Below are 15,253 nucleotides of genomic sequence, written 5' to 3'. Positions count from 1 at the left end.
CGTGTTCGGCGCGATCGACTTCGCCGCCGCGATGGCCCGGCTCGGCGCGTTCCTCGGCTACCGGGTCACCGTCTGCGACGCGCGACCGGTCTTCGCGACCCGCAGTCGTTTTCCGGAGGCGGACGAGGTCGTCGTCGCCTGGCCGCACAAGTACCTCGAAGGCGAAGCGTCCAAGCTCGACGAACGCACGGTGATCGCCGTTCTCACGCACGATCCGAAGTTCGACGTGCCGCTGCTGGAAGTCGCGTTGCGACTCAAGGTCGGCTACATCGGAGCGATGGGGTCCCGGCGCACGCACGAAGATCGGCTGGAACGGTTGCGGGAAGCGGGTCTGACCGAATCCGAACTTACGGCGTTGTCGTCGCCTATTGGGCTCGATCTCGGCGCCAGAACCCCGGAAGAGACCGCAGTTGCGATTGCCGCCGAGATCATCTCCTTGCGGTGGAAGGGAACCGGGCGCCGGCTGACCGAGATCGAAGACCCGATTCATCGTTGATCGGGTTGTTGAACCCGCAAACAGGGAGCAAGCTGAAGTGACCCTCGTCACTGAATGCCCACCACCCTGGGAGGGTTTCAATGCACATCTCGGTCAACGTCGACGGAGTGACCTACGCCGACGAGGTCGAACCCCGCCTCCTGCTCGTGCACTACCTGAGGGAGCGTTTGGGCAAGACCGGCACCGTCGTCGGTTGCGACACCGGCAACTGCGGCGCCTGCACTGTCCACCTCGATGGGCACAGCGTGAAGTCGTGCCAGATGCTCGCCGTGCAGGCGAACGGGCACGAGGTCACCACCATCGAAGGCCTCGCCCGTGACGGCAAGCTGCATCCGGTGCAGGAGGCGTTCCACTCCAACCACGCGTTGCAGTGCGGGTTCTGCACGCCCGGCATGATCATGCAGGCGATCGACCTGCTCGCCGACGAGTCGGATCCCGACGACGAGACCGTGCGCAAAGGCCTGGAGGGCAACCTCTGCCGCTGTACGGGCTACCAGAACATCGTGCGCGCGGTTCAGGACGCCGCGCAGCGGATGAAACCCGGCGCCGGCCCCAAGCAGGAACAGCACAGCGACGAGCACGTCAGCTCGAAGCAGCCGGTAGGTGGCGAATGACCGCCACCGCGGAACCGGAGATCGGCAGGGCCCGGCTCCGCAAGGAGGACGCACGGCTGATCACCGGCCAGACCACGTGGACCGACAACCTCCAGCTGACCGGCATGCTGCACATGGCGGTGCTGCGCAGCCCCATCGCGCACGCCCGCATCACCAACATCGACGTCAGCCGCGCGACGTCGATGCCCGGTGTGGCCGTGGTGCTGACCGGCGAGGACTTCGCCGCGGAGCAGGGATCTCTGCCCTGCGCGTGGCCGATCACCGAGGACATGAAGGCCCCGCCCGCGCCCGCGCTGGCTGTCGGACAGGTCAACTTCGCCGGTGAGGCCGTCGCCCTGGTGATCGCCGACAGCGCGTACCGGGCCGCGGACGCGCTGGAGGCCATCGACATCGACTACGACGAGCTGCCGGTCGTGCTCGACATGGAAGAAGCGTTGCAGGACAACGATCTCGTGCACGCCGACCTCGGCACGAACAAGTGCGCCACGTGGATCTTCGACTCCGCCGAGGCAGGGGCCGGGACCAACGTCGAGGACGAGATCGCCTCGGCCGAGGTCGTGATCGAGCGGACGTTCAAGCAGCAGCGGCTGATCCCGGCGTTCATGGAACCGCGTTCGGTCGTCGTGGCCCCCGCCGCGGGCATGTACACGGTCTGGTCGGCCACGCAGATCCCGCACATCCTGCGCTGGATGCTGTCGGCCGTCACGGGCATCGCCGAGCACAAGCTCCGGGTGATCGCGCCGGACGTCGGCGGCGGGTTCGGCGGCAAGCTCCAGGTCACGCCGGAAGAGGTGCTGTGCCTGCTGGTCGCGCGCCGGATGGGCCGTCCGGTGAAGTGGACGGAGTCGCGCACCGAGTCGATGCTGTCCGCGCACCACGGCCGCGACCAGATCCAGAAGCTCACGCTGGCCGCCCGCCGCGACGGCACCGTGACCGGCCTGAAGGTCGAGCTGCTCGCCGACATGGGCGCGTACCTGCGCCTGGTCACGCCGGGTGTGCCGATCCTGGGCGCGTTCATGTTCAACTCGATCTACAAGTTCGCCGCCTACCGGTTCGTGTGCACCAACGTGTTCACGAACAAGGTGCCCACGGACGCCTATCGCGGCGCCGGACGGCCCGAGGCCACGTTCGCGATCGAGCGGATGATGGACGAGCTCGCGGTCGAGCTCGGCATGGAGCCGATGAAGATCCGTGAGCTGAACTGGATCAAGCACGAGGAGTTCCCGTTCAACACGGTCGCCGGGCTCACCTACGACTCCGGCAACTACGAGGCCGCGACGGCTCGCGCGATGGAACTGTTCGGGTACGAGGAACTGCGCGAGGAACAGGCGCGGCGCCGTGCGGCCGGTTCTGTGGTGCAGCTCGGCATCGGGATCTCCACCTACACCGAGATGTGCGGCCTCGCGCCGTCCCGCGTGCTGGGCGCTTTGCGCTATGCCGCGGGCGGGTGGGAGACCGCGTCGATCCGCATGCTGCCCACCGGCAAGGTCGAGGTGATCACCGGGACCTCACCGCACGGGCAGGGCCACGAGACGGTGTGGTCGCAGATCGTCGCCGACCGGCTCGGCGTGCCGTTCGAGGACGTCGAGGTGCTGCACGGCGACACGGCCACGTCGCACAAGGGCATGGACAGCTACGGCTCGCGTTCGCTGGCCGTCGGCGGTACCGCTCTGGTGCACGCGGCGGAGAAGGTGCTCGCGAAGGCACGGACTCTGGCCGCGCACATGATGGAGTGCGACGAGTCGGACGTGGAGTTCGCTGCCGGCTCGTTCTCCGTTCGCGGCACGTCGACCGTGCGGACTCTGGGTGACGTCGTGCTGGCCGCGCACGTCGCGCACGACCTGCCCGAGGGCATGGAACCCGGCATGGACGCCGACGCCACGTTCGACCCGGACAACTTCTCGTTCCCGCACGGAACCCATTTGTGCGCAACGGAAGTCGACACCGAGACGGGCATGGTGCGGATCAGCAGGTACGTCGCCGTGGACGACGTCGGCACGGTCATGAACCCGTTGATCGTCGACGGTCAGGTGCACGGCGGGCTGGCGCAGGGCATCGCGCAGGCGTTGTACGAAGAAGCCACGCACGACGAGATGGGCACGCTGACGACGGCGACGTTCGCCGACTACCTCGTGCCGTCCGCGGCGGATCTACCGGCGTTCCTCACGGACCGCACCACGACACCGGCGACGTCCAACCCGTTGGGCGCCAAGGGAGTCGGCGAGGCGGGCACGATCGCCTCCACGCCGGCCGTGGTGAACAGCGTGCTGGACGCCGTGCGGCACCTGGGCGTGCGGGACATCGAGATGCCGATGTCGCCGGAACGCGTGTGGACCGCTCTGCAGGGCCGGCCGGATGAAGGCGCGGGCGAAGTGGCCGCGGGTGGGCTCGGTTCGATCGACGCGCAGGGAGGACAGTCGTGATCCCGGCGGAGTTCAAGTACCTGTTCCCGTCCACAGTGGACGAAGCCGTGCGGATGCTCGCCGAGGAGGGCGAGGACGCCAAGGTCATCGCGGGCGGGCAGTCGCTCGTGCCGGTGCTGCGCATGCGGCTGGCGGCGCCCACGGCGTTGATCGACATCGGCGGCCTGACCGAGCTGACGGGCGTGCGCGACGACGGCGACTCGTTGCTCATCGGTGCCATGACCACGCATTACGAGGTGCAGCGCGATCACCTGATCCACGACCACGCGTTGCTGCTGAAGCTGGTCACGGACACGGTGGCCGACCCGCAGATCCGGCACCGCGGCACGTTCGGCGGCTCGCTGTGCCACGCGGACCCGGCGGGCGACCTGCTGGCACCCGCGCTGGCACTGGACGCGGTGATGATCATCGCCGGTCCAGGCGGGCGGCGGGAGGTGCCCGCGTCGGAGTTCTTCGTCGACTACTTCACGACGGCGCTGGCTCCCGACGAGATCCTGATCGACGTCCGCGTGCCGAAGTTCACCGGCTGGGGCGCGCACTACGAGAAGCTCAACCGGGTCGCGCAGGCGTGGTCGATCGTCGCGGTCGCGGCGGCCGTGCAGGTCAGCGGCGGAGCCATCTCCGCCGCTCGGGTCGGCCTCACGAACGTGGGGTCCGGGCCGCTGCGCGCGTTCGAGGTCGAGGCGGCCCTGGTCGGGCAGCCCGCTTCCGCCGAGGTGATCTCCGAGGCGGCGCTGCGGGCGTCGGCCGGCGACGGCTACAAGGACAACCTGGCCCGTGTGCTGACCGGTCGTGCGCTGACGGCGGCGGTCGCGGGATGAAGTTGACGCACTCGTTCACGTCGCCGGGGCCCGCCGAGGAGGTGTGGGCGGCGCTGATCGACCCGGAACGGGTGGCGCCGTGCCTGCCCGGCGCCACCCTGACCTCGGTGGACGGCAAGTCGTTCAGCGGGGAGGTGAAGGTCAAGCTCGGCCCGGTGCAGCTGCTGTACCGGGGGACCGGCGAGTTCGTGGAGATCGACCCGGTGCTGCGCCGCGCCGTCATGAAAGCCGCGGGCAAGGACACCCGCGGCAACGGCACGGCGTCCGCGGTGGTGACCTTCGTGGTCGGCGACTCGGTCGACGTGGAGACCGACCTCGCGATCACCGGCCGTCCGGCGCAACTCGGCCGCGGCCTGATCTCCGAGGTCAGCGGCAAGCTCGTCGACCAGTTCGCGGAATGCCTGGCGAGCACGCTGGGATCCGTGGATCCTGACGAGGTGGCGCAACAGCAGCATCTCCGAGTGGTCCCCGACGAGCCGATCGACCTGATCGACACGGCAGGCGTTCCGGTGTTGAAGCGCGTGCTGCCCATCGCGGCCGCCGTGCTGGCGGTCGTGCTGTTCGTGGTCCTGCGACGCAGGCGGCAGCGCTGAAGCGTGGGATCCGGTGGTCGGCATTCGTGCTGGTCACCGGATTTCTGCTGTCCGCGTGCACCGGCTCACCGGTCGTCATCACCTCGGCGCCGCTGACGCCCAGCTCGACCTCGCAGGGCCCGCCTCCGCCGCGTTCGTTCGTGCTGACCGCCGGTGGCGACATCCTGATCCACCCGGCGCTGACCGATCAGGCGGTCGCCGACGGTGGCACCGCCGGGCGCGACTTCCTGCCGTTGTTCTCGGGCATCAAGGACACGCTGAAGGCTGATCTTTCGCTGTGTCACCTGGAGGTGCCGCTCGGCCCGAAGGAGGGCCCGTTCTTCGGCTACCCGGCCTTCCTGGCACCGCCCGAGGTGGCGAAGGGCCTGGTCGACGTGGGGTACGACTCGTGCTCGACCGCCTCGAACCACACGCTGGACCGCGGCGTCTCGGCGATCACCACGACTTTGGACGCGATGGACGCGGTCGGCCTGAAGCACACCGGCTCGTTCCGCACGCAGGAGGAATCCGCGGCGCCGCTGATCCTGGACGCGGGCGGCGTGAAGGTCGCCCAGCTGTCGTTCACGTACGGCTTCAACGGCATCCCGCTGCCCCAGCCGTGGCGCGCGAACCAGATCAACGCTGCCAAGATCCTGGCCGACGCCCGCAAGGCGCGCGAGGCGGGCGCCGAGGTCGTCGTGCTGTCCGTGCAGTGGGGCAACGAGTACCAGCACGAGGCGACCGCGGACCAGAAGGCGCTGGCCCGTCAGCTGCTCGCCGACCCTGCCCTGGACCTGATCATCGGAACGCACGTGCACGTCGTGCAGCCGTTCGAGAAGATCGGCGACAAGTGGGTCGCCTACGGCCTCGGCAACGAGGTCGCCCGGCACGCGGAGCCTCGCGGCGTGACCGAAGAAGGGGCGATCGCTCGGTTCAAGTTCGAGCAGCGACCCGCTGGGTGGACGGTGGTCGAGGCTTCCTACACGCCCACGTTGGTGGAGCTGGGGCCGCCGATTCGGCTGGTGGACCTGACTCGGGTGCCTGCTTCGGCCAGGCGGACCGAGGCGATCAACCGGACCGAGGGCATCGTGTTCAGCCTGGGCGCGGCCGAGCAGGGGCTGGCGAGGGCCAAGCCTTAGATCGCCTCCATGTGCCACGGTGATCGAGTGACCGAACTGCTGACCGTTGCTCAGTACGCCGCGCTCGGAGAAGTCGAAGCCGGCTACACCGAACTCGTCGAAGGGCGTCTCATCCGGTCGCCCAAAGCGCTTGCCGATCACAACTTCGCCTGCGGCAACCTGATCATGCAGCTCGCCGGTCAGCTTCCGGAGGATCTCCAGGTCACCTACGCGGTCGACGTGGACCTGGAGCTGGCCCCGCCGGGCAAACCCGGTTTCGTCCGCCGCCCGGATCTGGTCGTGTCCCGGCGGCGAACAGCTGAAGGTGGCCTTGTCAGGGCAGGGGAGGTCGTCCTCGCTGTCGAGGTGCTGTCGTTCAACTCGCACTACACGGATCGCCGAGCCAAGCGTCTCGACTACGCGGAGGCCGGCATCCCGTTCTACTGGATCGTCGACCTCGACGAGCCGGTCTCGTTGACTCCGCTGCGCCTCACCGAGCGGCGGTATCAGGAGGCATCCGCCGAGACCGGTGTCTACGAGGCGGTTGAGCCGTTTCCCTGTCGAATCCAGATGGATCGACTCACCGAGTGAGCTTGCTCAGCACCCTGTCGTATCGGTTGATCCAGGCCTGTTCTCCGGTCTCGAACTCCTCGACGCGGTCCGGCACGGGTGGTTTCGTGAGCACCGGCAGATAACCGTCCACCGGCGTCAGCGAATCGCTCGTGACATCGCCGTCCAGCAGCGACAACGTCGCCAGCCCGCAGGCGTAGTCGAGCTCAGGCAACGCCGCCGCCAACGCAACACCGGCCGCCATCCCGACCGACGTCTCCAGCGCCGAAGACACCACACACGGCAGCCCGCACGCCTCGGCCACCTCCAAGGCCTTCCGCACGCCCCCGAGCGGCGCCACCTTGATCACCGCGATGTCCGCAGCACCGGACACGGCCACCTTCAACGGGTCGTCGGCCTTGCGGATCGACTCGTCGGCGGCGATCGGCACTGCGACCCTCCGCCGGACCGCCGCGAGCTCGTCCAGCGTGTGGCACGGCTGTTCCACGTACTGGAGCCCACCGGAGGCCTTGTCCATGGCCTTGATCGCGGTGACGGCCGTGTCGACGTCCCACATCATGTTCGCGTCGATCCGCACGAACCCCGCCGGCCCGAGGGCGTCCCGCACGGCTTCGAGCCGCGCGCAGTCGTCCGCCAGCGTCGACTCCGCGACCTTCACCTTGGCCGTCGAGCAGCCCGAGCGCGCCACGATCTCGTGGGCTCGTTCGGGGCTGACCACGGGCACGGTGCAGTTGACCGGGATGCGGTCCCGGACCGGCGCCGGCCAGCCGTCGTTCGCGGCCTCCAGGGCGCACGCCAGCCACGCCATGGCCTCGTCGTCGTCGTACTCCTCGAACGGGCAGAACTCGCCCCACCCGGCCGGTCCTTCGAACAGCAGGCCGGTGCGCTGGGTGATGCCGCGGAACCGGGCGCGCATCGGGATGGAGTAGACGTGCACGCGCCGATTCAAGCGCACTTCTGGAACTCCAGCGAATGCCCGCCCCCGCGCAGGTTCACGGTGCCGACGGGCTGAACGGTGAGCAGCGTGCACACGATCTGCTGGACCGCGGGCCCGCTGAGCTGCGAGACGTCGCCGGAAATGGTGACGTCGAGGCCGTTCGCGACGCGGTCGACGGTGGTGGGCGCGGCGTCGAACGGCACCTCGGTGGTGAGGCCGCGGGCCTGCTCGTCGGTGGTGGGACCCTGGGCGAGCAGGGCCACGACGTCGAAGCCGCTCAGACTGCCCTCCGGCCGGCTCACGGGGAGAACCCTGCCGCCGGGGGCGACCCAGAAGAGCGACGGCGAGGCGTTCTCGACGGGGCCGCTGGGCGCTTCGAGGCCGGGGATCGGGTCGGTCGGGCGGATGCCGCACGCGGTGAGCACGGCGAGGACGAGGACCGCCAGCCCAAGCTCGCGCAGGGGTCCCCTCCCGGGGGTCCCCCTGTTTCCATTCTCCCAGGCGGCACCGACAGTTTTCGGCCTCACGACTCACCGCCCAGCGGCAGCCGCAGCGTGAACAACGCCCCGCCACCAGGCCGGTTCGCCGCCACCAGCGTGCCCCCGTGCAGCCGCGCGTTCTCCCACGCGATCGCCAGCCCCAGCCCGGACCCCTCCGACCGCCCCCGGGACGAGTCGGCCTTGTAGAACCGCGCGAACACGTGCGGCAGCACCTCTGCGGGCAAGCCGAGCCCTGAGTCGGCGACCTCGATCACCAGCGAGGACCCCGTCACCGACAGCACGAGGGACACCGGGGCAGCGCCGTGCCGCAGCGCGTTGCCGACCAGGTTCGCCACGATCACGTCCAGCCGCCGCGGATCCAGCCGTGCCCGCACGCCGTCGGGCAGCTTCGCGGAGATCTCGAAGCCGCGCATCCGCAGGCAGGTTCGCACCACCTCGGCCACGTCCACGTCGTCCAGCGCCAAAGCGGCCGTGCCCGAGTCGAACCGGGTCACCTCGATCAGGTCGTTCACCAGCCGGGTCAGGTTCAGCGTCTCCCGGTTCACCAGCCGCGCCGCCTGCCCCGCGACGCCCGGCAGGGCAGCGGTCTCGGCGTCCAGCACGTCGGTCACGGCCGTCATCGCGGCCAGCGGAGTGCGCAGCTCGTGCGACACGTCCGCCACGAACCGCCGCGCGTCCGCCTCCATCCGCCGCAGCTCGCCGACGTGGTGTTCCAGCGAGGAGGCCGTGCTGTTGAAGGTCGACGCCACGGACGCCAGCTCGTCTCGCCCGCGCACCGGTACCCGAGCGGAGAGGTCCCCCTGCCCGAGCTGCCAGGCGGCCAGCTGTAGTTCACGAACGGGGCGCAGCACGCCGCGGGCCGCCAGGAAACCCAGGCCCAGGGCCAGAATCAGCACGGCGCCGCCGATCAGCCACGCGTTGCGCGCCAGCTCGTCCACGAACGCGATCTCCGACGTGAACGGCCGCAGCACGTACACCTCGATGCCCGACGGGGCGCCGGAGGACGACCGCAGCTGCATGCCGACGACGAGCCACACACCGTCCGAATAGGACACTCGTTGCCAGCCGACGCGTCCGGTCGACACGAGCGAACGCAGCTCGGCCGTGATCACGGACGGGTTCATGCCGCCCGCGGAAGCCCCGTTGCCGTAAGCCAAAGCCTGGCCTTCGCGCCCGGAGACCCGTGCGGCGACGCGTTCCAGGATTGCGGTGTCCACTGGTCGTGCCGGCAACGGGTACAGCTGTTCGACGCGGTTCGTGGTCTCGATGACGGCGTTGTCCTGGGCGCGTTGCACGATCGCGTCGCGTGCCCGCACGTAACCGGCACCGGCGACGGCCGCGGCGGTCACGATCGTGAGCAGGGCGAACGCGAGCAGCAGTCGCAGGCGGAGCGTCACAGCGGTCCGAAGCGGTAGCCGAATCCCCGCACGGTCTGGACGTACACGGGCGCCGCCGGGTCGTCCTCGATCTTCGAACGAAGCCGCTGCACGCACGCGTCGACCAGCCGCGAGTCGCCGAGGTAGCCCTGGTCCCACACGGAACCCAGCAGCTGTTGCCGTGACATCACGCGGCCGGGCGACGAGGAGAGTTCGAGCAGCAGCCGCAGTTCGGTGGGCGCCAGCGAGACCGGCCTGCCGAACCGGGTGACCACGAGGCCCTCGCGGTCGATCGTCAGGTCGCCGTAGCGCTCGGCCACGACCTCGGCGACCGAAGCCGTGGAGCGGCGCAGCACGGCGCGGATGCGGGCCTCCAGCACGCGGGCCTGGGCCGGTTTGGCCACGTAGTCGTCGGCACCGGCCTCCAGGCCCGCGACGACGTCGATGTCGTCGTTGCGCGCGGTCAGCATGATGATCGGGAGGTCGCCGGTGGCACGGATGCGGCGGCACACCTCGAACCCGTCGACCCCCGGCAGCATCAGGTCCAGCACGACCACGTCGGGCGTGACGCTGCCCAGCAGGTCGAGGCCTTCCTCTCCCGTGCGCACCGCGTCCACGGTGTGTCCCTGGTAGGTCAGGGCGAGCGACAGTCCCTCGCGGACCGCCTCGTCGTCCTCGATCAGCAGTACGCGCGGCATGTCCTCCAGCTTTCCCGATGGGTCTCATGGGGACGTTCTTGCGACGTCATCGTTGCGTAACGACCGCCCGTGCGCAGTTGTTGCTCGGCTATCACCGTGCGCGCACACGGGTTCGACAGCCTCTGTGACATGCGAAAAGTGCTACCGGCGATGACCTTCGCCGCTCTCTCGATGATCACCACCGTGACCCCGGCGCTGGCGATCAGAGGCGGTGTCGAAGCCCCGCGGCCCTATCCGTTCTCGGGCTCGCTGCAACGGCCCGACTCACCACGCGCGGACGGCCACACGTGCGGCGTCACGCTCGTCGCGCCGCAGTGGGCCGTCACTGCGGGCCACTGCACCAAGAACAACCCCAGCGGCGCCACGGTCGGCAGGCCGCGGGACTGGTCGGTCCGGCTCGGCACGACGGACGCGGGCAGCGGCGGCGAGGTGATCGCGGTGGAGCGGTTCATCACGCAGTCGGAGTTCCCGGTCCACGACGGCGACATCGGCCTGTTGAAGCTGAAGAAGCCCGCGAAGACGAAGCCCGTCGCGCTGCCGGCCGCACGACCCGCGGAAGGCACGACGGCGCGGATCCTCGGCTGGGGCATGACCTGCGACCGGCGCGCGCCCGAGTGCTACCCGCGGAAGTTGCGCGAGGCGGACACCGTGATCCAGCCGACCGCGGCCTGCGACGGCATTCACGCTGATCGCGAGCTGTGCGTCGGAGCGCTGGACGGCAGCGTGGCCGCCACGAACATGGACTCCGGCGGCCCGGCGCTGGTCCGCGACGGCGACCGCTGGGTCATCGCCGGCGTCGTGAGCGGTTCGGGCGGCGACGACCGCCCGGTCATGTACACCGACATCGTCCACTTCAAGGGCTGGATCGACGACGTCGTCACGGGCAGGGTCAATCCGCCGGACACCCCGGTGCCGAACCTCGAAGGCGCCGCGTCGCTGGCGGGAGTCTGCTCGGCGTCCGTGGTCAGGACCGACCACAGCAGGCCCGATGACCAGGCACTTCTGCTCACCAACGGCCACTGCGTCCCGGACCGCCCCGCGCCGGGCGAGACCCTGAAGGACGTCGCGCTCAAGCTCCCGGTGACCATCGGCGACCGCCAGGGCTACCAGCAGGCCAAGGCCGAGACGACCCGTCTCGTCACGGCGACGATGACCGGCACCGACACCGCGCTCTTCCGGCTCGACCAGACGTACGCGCAGCTCAAGGCCAAGGGCGTGAAGATCTTCAGGCTCTCGGACAGGTCCGCCAGGCAGGGAGAACGCGTCGACATCATCTCGTCGGGCAACGGCAAGCGCTTCAGCTGCACGATCGAGGCCGTCGTCCCGCATCTGCGAGAAGAGGGCTACACGCAGGACAACGCCTACCGCTACGACCCGGAGTGCACGCCGTCGCACGGCGGTTCGGGCTCACCGATCGTGCTCAGGGACGGCGTCACGGTCGCCGGCGTGCACAGCACCGGCAACGACAGCGGTGAGCAGTGCACGGCGAACAACCCCTGCGAGGTCGCAGCGGACGGCTCGGTGACGGTGCACCAAGGCGCCCGCTACGGCCAGCAGGTCAAGCACCTAGCCGCTTGCGCACGAACCCAGAAGCCTGGTCGACCACAACAACCAGAAGCAGCACCACGAGGATGTGCGTGACCATCTCGTCGAACCGGAACAGCTTGATCGACTGGTTGATCAGGAAGCCGATCCCGCCCGCGCCGACCAGGCCGAGCACGAGCGACGACCGCACGTTCACGTCCAGCCGGTAGAGCAGAAGTCCTGCCAGGGAAGGCATGACGGTCGGGAGCACCGCGTGCAGCGCGATCTGCGGACCGGACGCACCGGTCACCTTCAACGCGTCGCGCGGCCCGCGGTCGCTCTCGTCCATCGCCTCCGCCCAGAGCTTGCCCATCACGCCGGTGTTGTGGAACACCAGCGCAAGCACGCCCGCGAACGGCCCGAGCCCGACCGCTGTCACGAAGATCAGCGCGAACACCACGTCCGGCACCGAACGCAGGAACGACAGCACCGCTCGGGCCGCCTGCTGCGCCCACGCCGCCGAAGTCGTCGCACGAGAGGCCAGCAGTGCCAGCGCCAGCGCGAACGGAATCGAGAACGTGGTGCCGAGCAGTCCGATGTAGAGCGTGATCACCGCTGCTTCCAGGGACTTCCCGAGCACCGAGAAGTCCGGCGGCAACGACTCGGCGAGGAAGTCCGCCATGCCGTCCCACCCGGCAATCAGCGCGGCGGGGGAGAACTCCGTGGCCTGCCAGGCGAGTACGTGCACGGCGAGGAGCACCGCCACGGCGATCCAGACGACCGGGGAGGGCCAGCGGCGCCGGGGTACCGAGCTCTCCTGGGGCGACGTGAGAGTCATGCCGCCACCCCCGCCCGCATCTCCACGATCCGGTGCGCGTACGTCTGAGCCAGCTCTGGCTGGTGCAGCACGGCCACCACCGCGATTCCCTCGCCGGCCAACGCCTTGAGCAGCTCCATCACCTGCACGGCGGCCTGCGGGTCCAGCGCCGACACCGGTTCGTCAGCGAGGATCACGTCGGCGCGCTGGCACAACGCCCGCGCGATCGCCACACGTTGTTGCTGCCCACCGGAAAGCCGCGCACACCGGTCCAGCGCGCGGTCCGCGAGCCCGACCCTGTCCAGGCACCGCATGGCCTCCTCGCGGACGTCGGCGGAGAAGAACAACGAGCGGTGCGACGGAAGCCGGCCGAGAGCGCCGGAACAGACGTTGTCCAAAGCGTTGCGGCGACCGACCAGGTGGATCTTCTGGAACACCATCGCGGCGTTCCCGCCGACTTCGATCGACCCGCCGTCCGGGGTCTCCAGCCCGACCACGCACCGCAGCACCGTGGACTTGCCGGAACCGTTCGGCCCGAGCAGCGCCACGAACTCACCGGGTTCGACGGAGAGGTCGAACCCGTCCAGCACGACCCGTCCGCCGAACGACTTGCGCAGGCCGCGGATGGCGAGCATCAGACGTCCTCTTCCTTGAGCCCCAGCGTGGTCGCGAGGTCGAAGAGCACCTTGTACGTGTCGTTGTCCACTCGCACGAGAGGTCCGGGCGGGGTGACGTCGAGGAACGCGCCGACCTTCTCGACGTCGGCGGTCTCCAGCTCCAGCAACGCCTTGCGCACCTTGTCCTTGAACGCCGGGTCGAGGTCGCCGCGCACGGTGATCGGGTCGTTCGGGATGGGCTCCGACTTCCAGACCTGGCGGAACCTCGACTCGTCGAACGTGCCGGCGGACCGCGCCGTCGCCAGCGTCTGGCTGTTGATCTCGGCGGCGTCGACCTTGCCGTTGATCAGCGACAGCATCGCCTCGGGGTGGCCGCCCGCGTAGTCGAGCTTGACGTCCTCGACGGTGTGCTTCTTGAGGCCGTAGCGGGGAAGCGCGTCACCGGACGCCGACCCGACGCTGCTCAGCGCGAGCGATTTGCCCCGCAGATCCTCGATCTTCCGCACGGGCGAGTCCTTCGGGACCCAGATGCCGGCGGTGTAGCTGGTGAGCTTCCCGGAGCCGTCCGCGAACGAGACCATCGGCTCCGCGCCGGCCTTCTGCGACGCGAAGACGTAGCCGAGCGGGCCGAACTGGGCGATCTCCAGTTTGTCGTTGCGCATCGCCAGCACCTCGGCGGCGTAGTCGTCGACGACCTGGAGCTCGACCTCACAGCCGAGCTTCGTGGCCAGCGCCTTCGCGAGCACCTCGTAGGCGGGCTTGAGCTTCTCCGGGTCCTCGTACGGCTCGACGCCGAAGCGCACCTTGCCGTTGTTCGGGCAGTCACCGCCGCTGGAGGCGGAGTTCGTGGTGCCGCAGGCTGTTGTCAGCAGCAGTGTCGCGGCGAGGACGACGCTGAAGGCTCTCATCTCACATCTCCTGGAGGAGGTCGTCGAGCACGGCCGGGGCGAGGCCGAGCGCGGTGGTCATGCCGATGCCGGAGGTGACCGAGACGGCCCTGGTGAGGGGCGCGGGCGTCGCGGTCAGGAAGGGTTCGGGGGCCGACGCGTAGATGCCGCGCCAGCGTTCGAGCACGTGCAGACTGGGAACGCCGAGCAGCCGGGCCGTCTCGGTGAGGACCAGGTCGTCCAGGTCCTCTGACCGGTACGGGTCGACCGTGCGGCTGTAGTGGTGGGTGTCGCCGATCGTGAGCGAGCCGTCGGGGAGCTGGGTGAACATCAGGTTCAGCCCCGCTTCGACCAGCTCGGGGTGGTCGTTCGTGAGGCGCTCGCGGACCTTCTCGGTGCTCGGGCACCGCGCGAACGCCTCGTAGCGCAGCATCGAGAACCCGGTCAGCACGGCCGGGTCGATCACGCCGCCGTGCGCGACGCGCAGCATGCGCAGCTGGCAGCGCTGGATCTCGCGTTCCTCGGCTATGCCGGGGAAGAACCTGTCGACGTCGTGGCCGACCGCGACGACCGCCGCGCGGCAGCGAAGCTCGCCGCGGGAGGTGCGGACCAGGCCCGGCTCGACGGTGAGCACGTTGGTCGACCAGTGGAACGTGACACCGCGCTCGGCCAGCAGCGCGGCGATCGCGTGCACGGCTTCGCGGGGGTTGACGCGGATGTCGAGGGGGAGCAGAGCCGCGCCGAGGATCGAAGGATTGTTCAACGATCCAACACGGGGATCGTTGAACAATCCCACGCTGGAGTTGTTGAACGATCCTGTCGAAGGATTGTTCAACGATCCGACGCGAGGACTGTTGAACGATCCGACGCGAGGATTGTTGAACGATCCTGTCGTCGGATTGTTCAACAACTCAACATCGCGGACCTCTGCGAACTCGTGCAACACCTCGAGCTCGTCGTCGTGGCGAGCCACGACGACCGTGCCGGACTCGCGCAACCAGAACCCGGCCTCGCGAGAGAGCTTGAGCCACTGCTCGCGAGCAGTCATCGCGTACTCGAACGCCACCCCGTCCTGAGCGGTGAAGCAGCCGTGCCCGAAGTTGCGCACGGAAGCCCCGGCCGCGTGCTCGTCCCGCTCGACCACGGCGACGGAGAGACCCCGCTGCACCGCGTGCCAGGCGTGCGCGAGTCCGACGATCCCCGCGCCGACGACCACCAGGTCCACACTTGTCATGACAAGAACGATGGGTGGCCACAGAACCAGAATCAATGGGTGTTCTGAT

Annotated in this window: 16 protein-coding genes; 8 read left to right on the top strand and 8 right to left on the bottom strand. The window is 69.2% G+C overall.

Features of this window, described 5'->3' with window-relative positions:
- The 7 genes from BM417_RS40995 to BM417_RS40965 all read left to right on the top strand — a co-directional run.
- The coding region (locus tag BM417_RS40995) for an XdhC family protein (protein ID WP_177320886.1) at positions 1–496 on the top strand (496 nt) is incomplete at its 5' end.
- An 80-nt stretch (positions 497–576) separates the two neighbouring features.
- Positions 577–1,110, top strand: coding sequence for a (2Fe-2S)-binding protein (locus tag BM417_RS40990; protein WP_093605498.1), 534 nt, complete (start codon positions 577–579; stop codon positions 1,108–1,110).
- Positions 1,107–3,533: a xanthine dehydrogenase family protein molybdopterin-binding subunit gene (locus BM417_RS40985; RefSeq protein ID WP_093605497.1), complete on the top strand. Its 2,427-nt coding sequence runs from the start codon at positions 1,107–1,109 to the stop codon at positions 3,531–3,533. Before BM417_RS40990 ends, BM417_RS40985 begins: the two co-directional genes overlap by 4 nt.
- Positions 3,530–4,354: an FAD binding domain-containing protein gene (locus BM417_RS40980; RefSeq protein ID WP_093605496.1), complete on the top strand. Its 825-nt coding sequence runs from the start codon at positions 3,530–3,532 to the stop codon at positions 4,352–4,354. The genes BM417_RS40985 and BM417_RS40980 overlap by 4 nt, the downstream gene beginning before the upstream one ends.
- Positions 4,351–4,947 carry an SRPBCC family protein gene (locus BM417_RS40975; protein ID WP_093605495.1) on the top strand — a complete coding sequence of 199 codons (597 nt, stop codon included), beginning with the start codon at positions 4,351–4,353 and terminating at the stop codon, positions 4,945–4,947. Before BM417_RS40980 ends, BM417_RS40975 begins: the two co-directional genes overlap by 4 nt.
- Before the next feature lie 26 nt (positions 4,948–4,973).
- Positions 4,974–6,065: a CapA family protein gene (locus tag BM417_RS40970; RefSeq protein ID WP_245822652.1), complete on the top strand. Its 1,092-nt coding sequence runs from the start codon at positions 4,974–4,976 to the stop codon at positions 6,063–6,065.
- A gap of 27 nt (positions 6,066–6,092) precedes the next feature.
- Positions 6,093–6,635 (top strand): Uma2 family endonuclease, encoded by a 543-nt coding sequence (locus tag BM417_RS40965; protein WP_245822650.1) that lies wholly within the window; start codon positions 6,093–6,095, stop codon positions 6,633–6,635.
- Here BM417_RS40965 and BM417_RS40960 read toward each other — a convergent pair.
- The 4 genes from BM417_RS40960 to BM417_RS40945 all read right to left on the bottom strand — a co-directional run bounded on the left by BM417_RS40960 (position 6,625) and on the right by BM417_RS40945 (position 10,125).
- Positions 6,625–7,551: an o-succinylbenzoate synthase gene (locus tag BM417_RS40960; RefSeq protein ID WP_093605526.1), complete on the bottom strand. Its 927-nt coding sequence runs from the start codon at positions 7,549–7,551 to the stop codon at positions 6,625–6,627. The genes BM417_RS40965 and BM417_RS40960 overlap by 11 nt on opposite strands.
- Before the next feature lie 8 nt (positions 7,552–7,559).
- Entirely contained in the window at positions 7,560–7,976 is a 417-nt protein-coding gene (locus BM417_RS40955; RefSeq protein ID WP_093605492.1) for a GerMN domain-containing protein, read from the bottom strand.
- Between the two features lie 98 nt (positions 7,977–8,074).
- Positions 8,075–9,448, bottom strand: coding sequence for an ATP-binding protein (locus BM417_RS40950; protein WP_245822648.1), 1,374 nt, complete (start codon positions 9,446–9,448; stop codon positions 8,075–8,077).
- Entirely contained in the window at positions 9,445–10,125 is a 681-nt protein-coding gene (locus BM417_RS40945; RefSeq protein WP_093605491.1) for a response regulator transcription factor, read from the bottom strand. The genes BM417_RS40950 and BM417_RS40945 overlap by 4 nt, the downstream gene beginning before the upstream one ends.
- A gap of 129 nt (positions 10,126–10,254) precedes the next feature.
- On the opposite strand from BM417_RS40945, the gene BM417_RS40940 reads away from it, so the two are divergent.
- On the top strand, positions 10,255–11,766 hold the full coding sequence (locus tag BM417_RS40940) for a trypsin-like serine protease (RefSeq protein WP_143139016.1): 1,512 nt from the start codon (positions 10,255–10,257) through the stop codon (positions 11,764–11,766).
- Here BM417_RS40940 and phnE read toward each other — a convergent pair.
- Genes phnE through BM417_RS40920 form a run of 4 tightly spaced genes read right to left on the bottom strand, consistent with a single transcriptional unit; the run spans position 11,684 to position 15,204 of the window.
- Positions 11,684–12,487, bottom strand: a complete 804-nt coding sequence (gene phnE / locus BM417_RS40935) for a phosphonate ABC transporter, permease protein PhnE (RefSeq protein ID WP_093605489.1) — start codon at positions 12,485–12,487, stop codon at positions 11,684–11,686. The genes BM417_RS40940 and phnE overlap by 83 nt on opposite strands.
- The gene (locus tag BM417_RS40930; protein WP_093605488.1) at positions 12,484–13,101 is read right to left on the bottom strand and encodes a phosphonate ABC transporter ATP-binding protein; all 618 of its coding nucleotides are present in this window, start codon (positions 13,099–13,101) and stop codon (positions 12,484–12,486) included. Before BM417_RS40930 ends, phnE begins: the two co-directional genes overlap by 4 nt.
- Positions 13,101–13,991, bottom strand: coding sequence for a phosphate/phosphite/phosphonate ABC transporter substrate-binding protein (locus tag BM417_RS40925; RefSeq protein WP_093605487.1), 891 nt, complete (start codon positions 13,989–13,991; stop codon positions 13,101–13,103). Before BM417_RS40925 ends, BM417_RS40930 begins: the two co-directional genes overlap by 1 nt.
- A gap of 1 nt (position 13,992) precedes the next feature.
- Positions 13,993–15,204 carry a TIGR03364 family FAD-dependent oxidoreductase gene (locus tag BM417_RS40920; RefSeq protein WP_093605486.1) on the bottom strand — a complete coding sequence of 404 codons (1,212 nt, stop codon included), beginning with the start codon at positions 15,202–15,204 and terminating at the stop codon, positions 13,993–13,995.
- Positions 15,205–15,253: the final 49 nt, after the last annotated feature.

Origin of the sequence: Lentzea waywayandensis (assembly GCF_900115955.1) — a bacterium.
GTDB lineage: Bacteria > Actinomycetota > Actinomycetes > Mycobacteriales > Pseudonocardiaceae > Lentzea > Lentzea waywayandensis.
The sequence above is the reverse complement of the archived record's forward strand: the minus strand, read 5'-3'. Positions and strand labels throughout refer to the sequence as shown.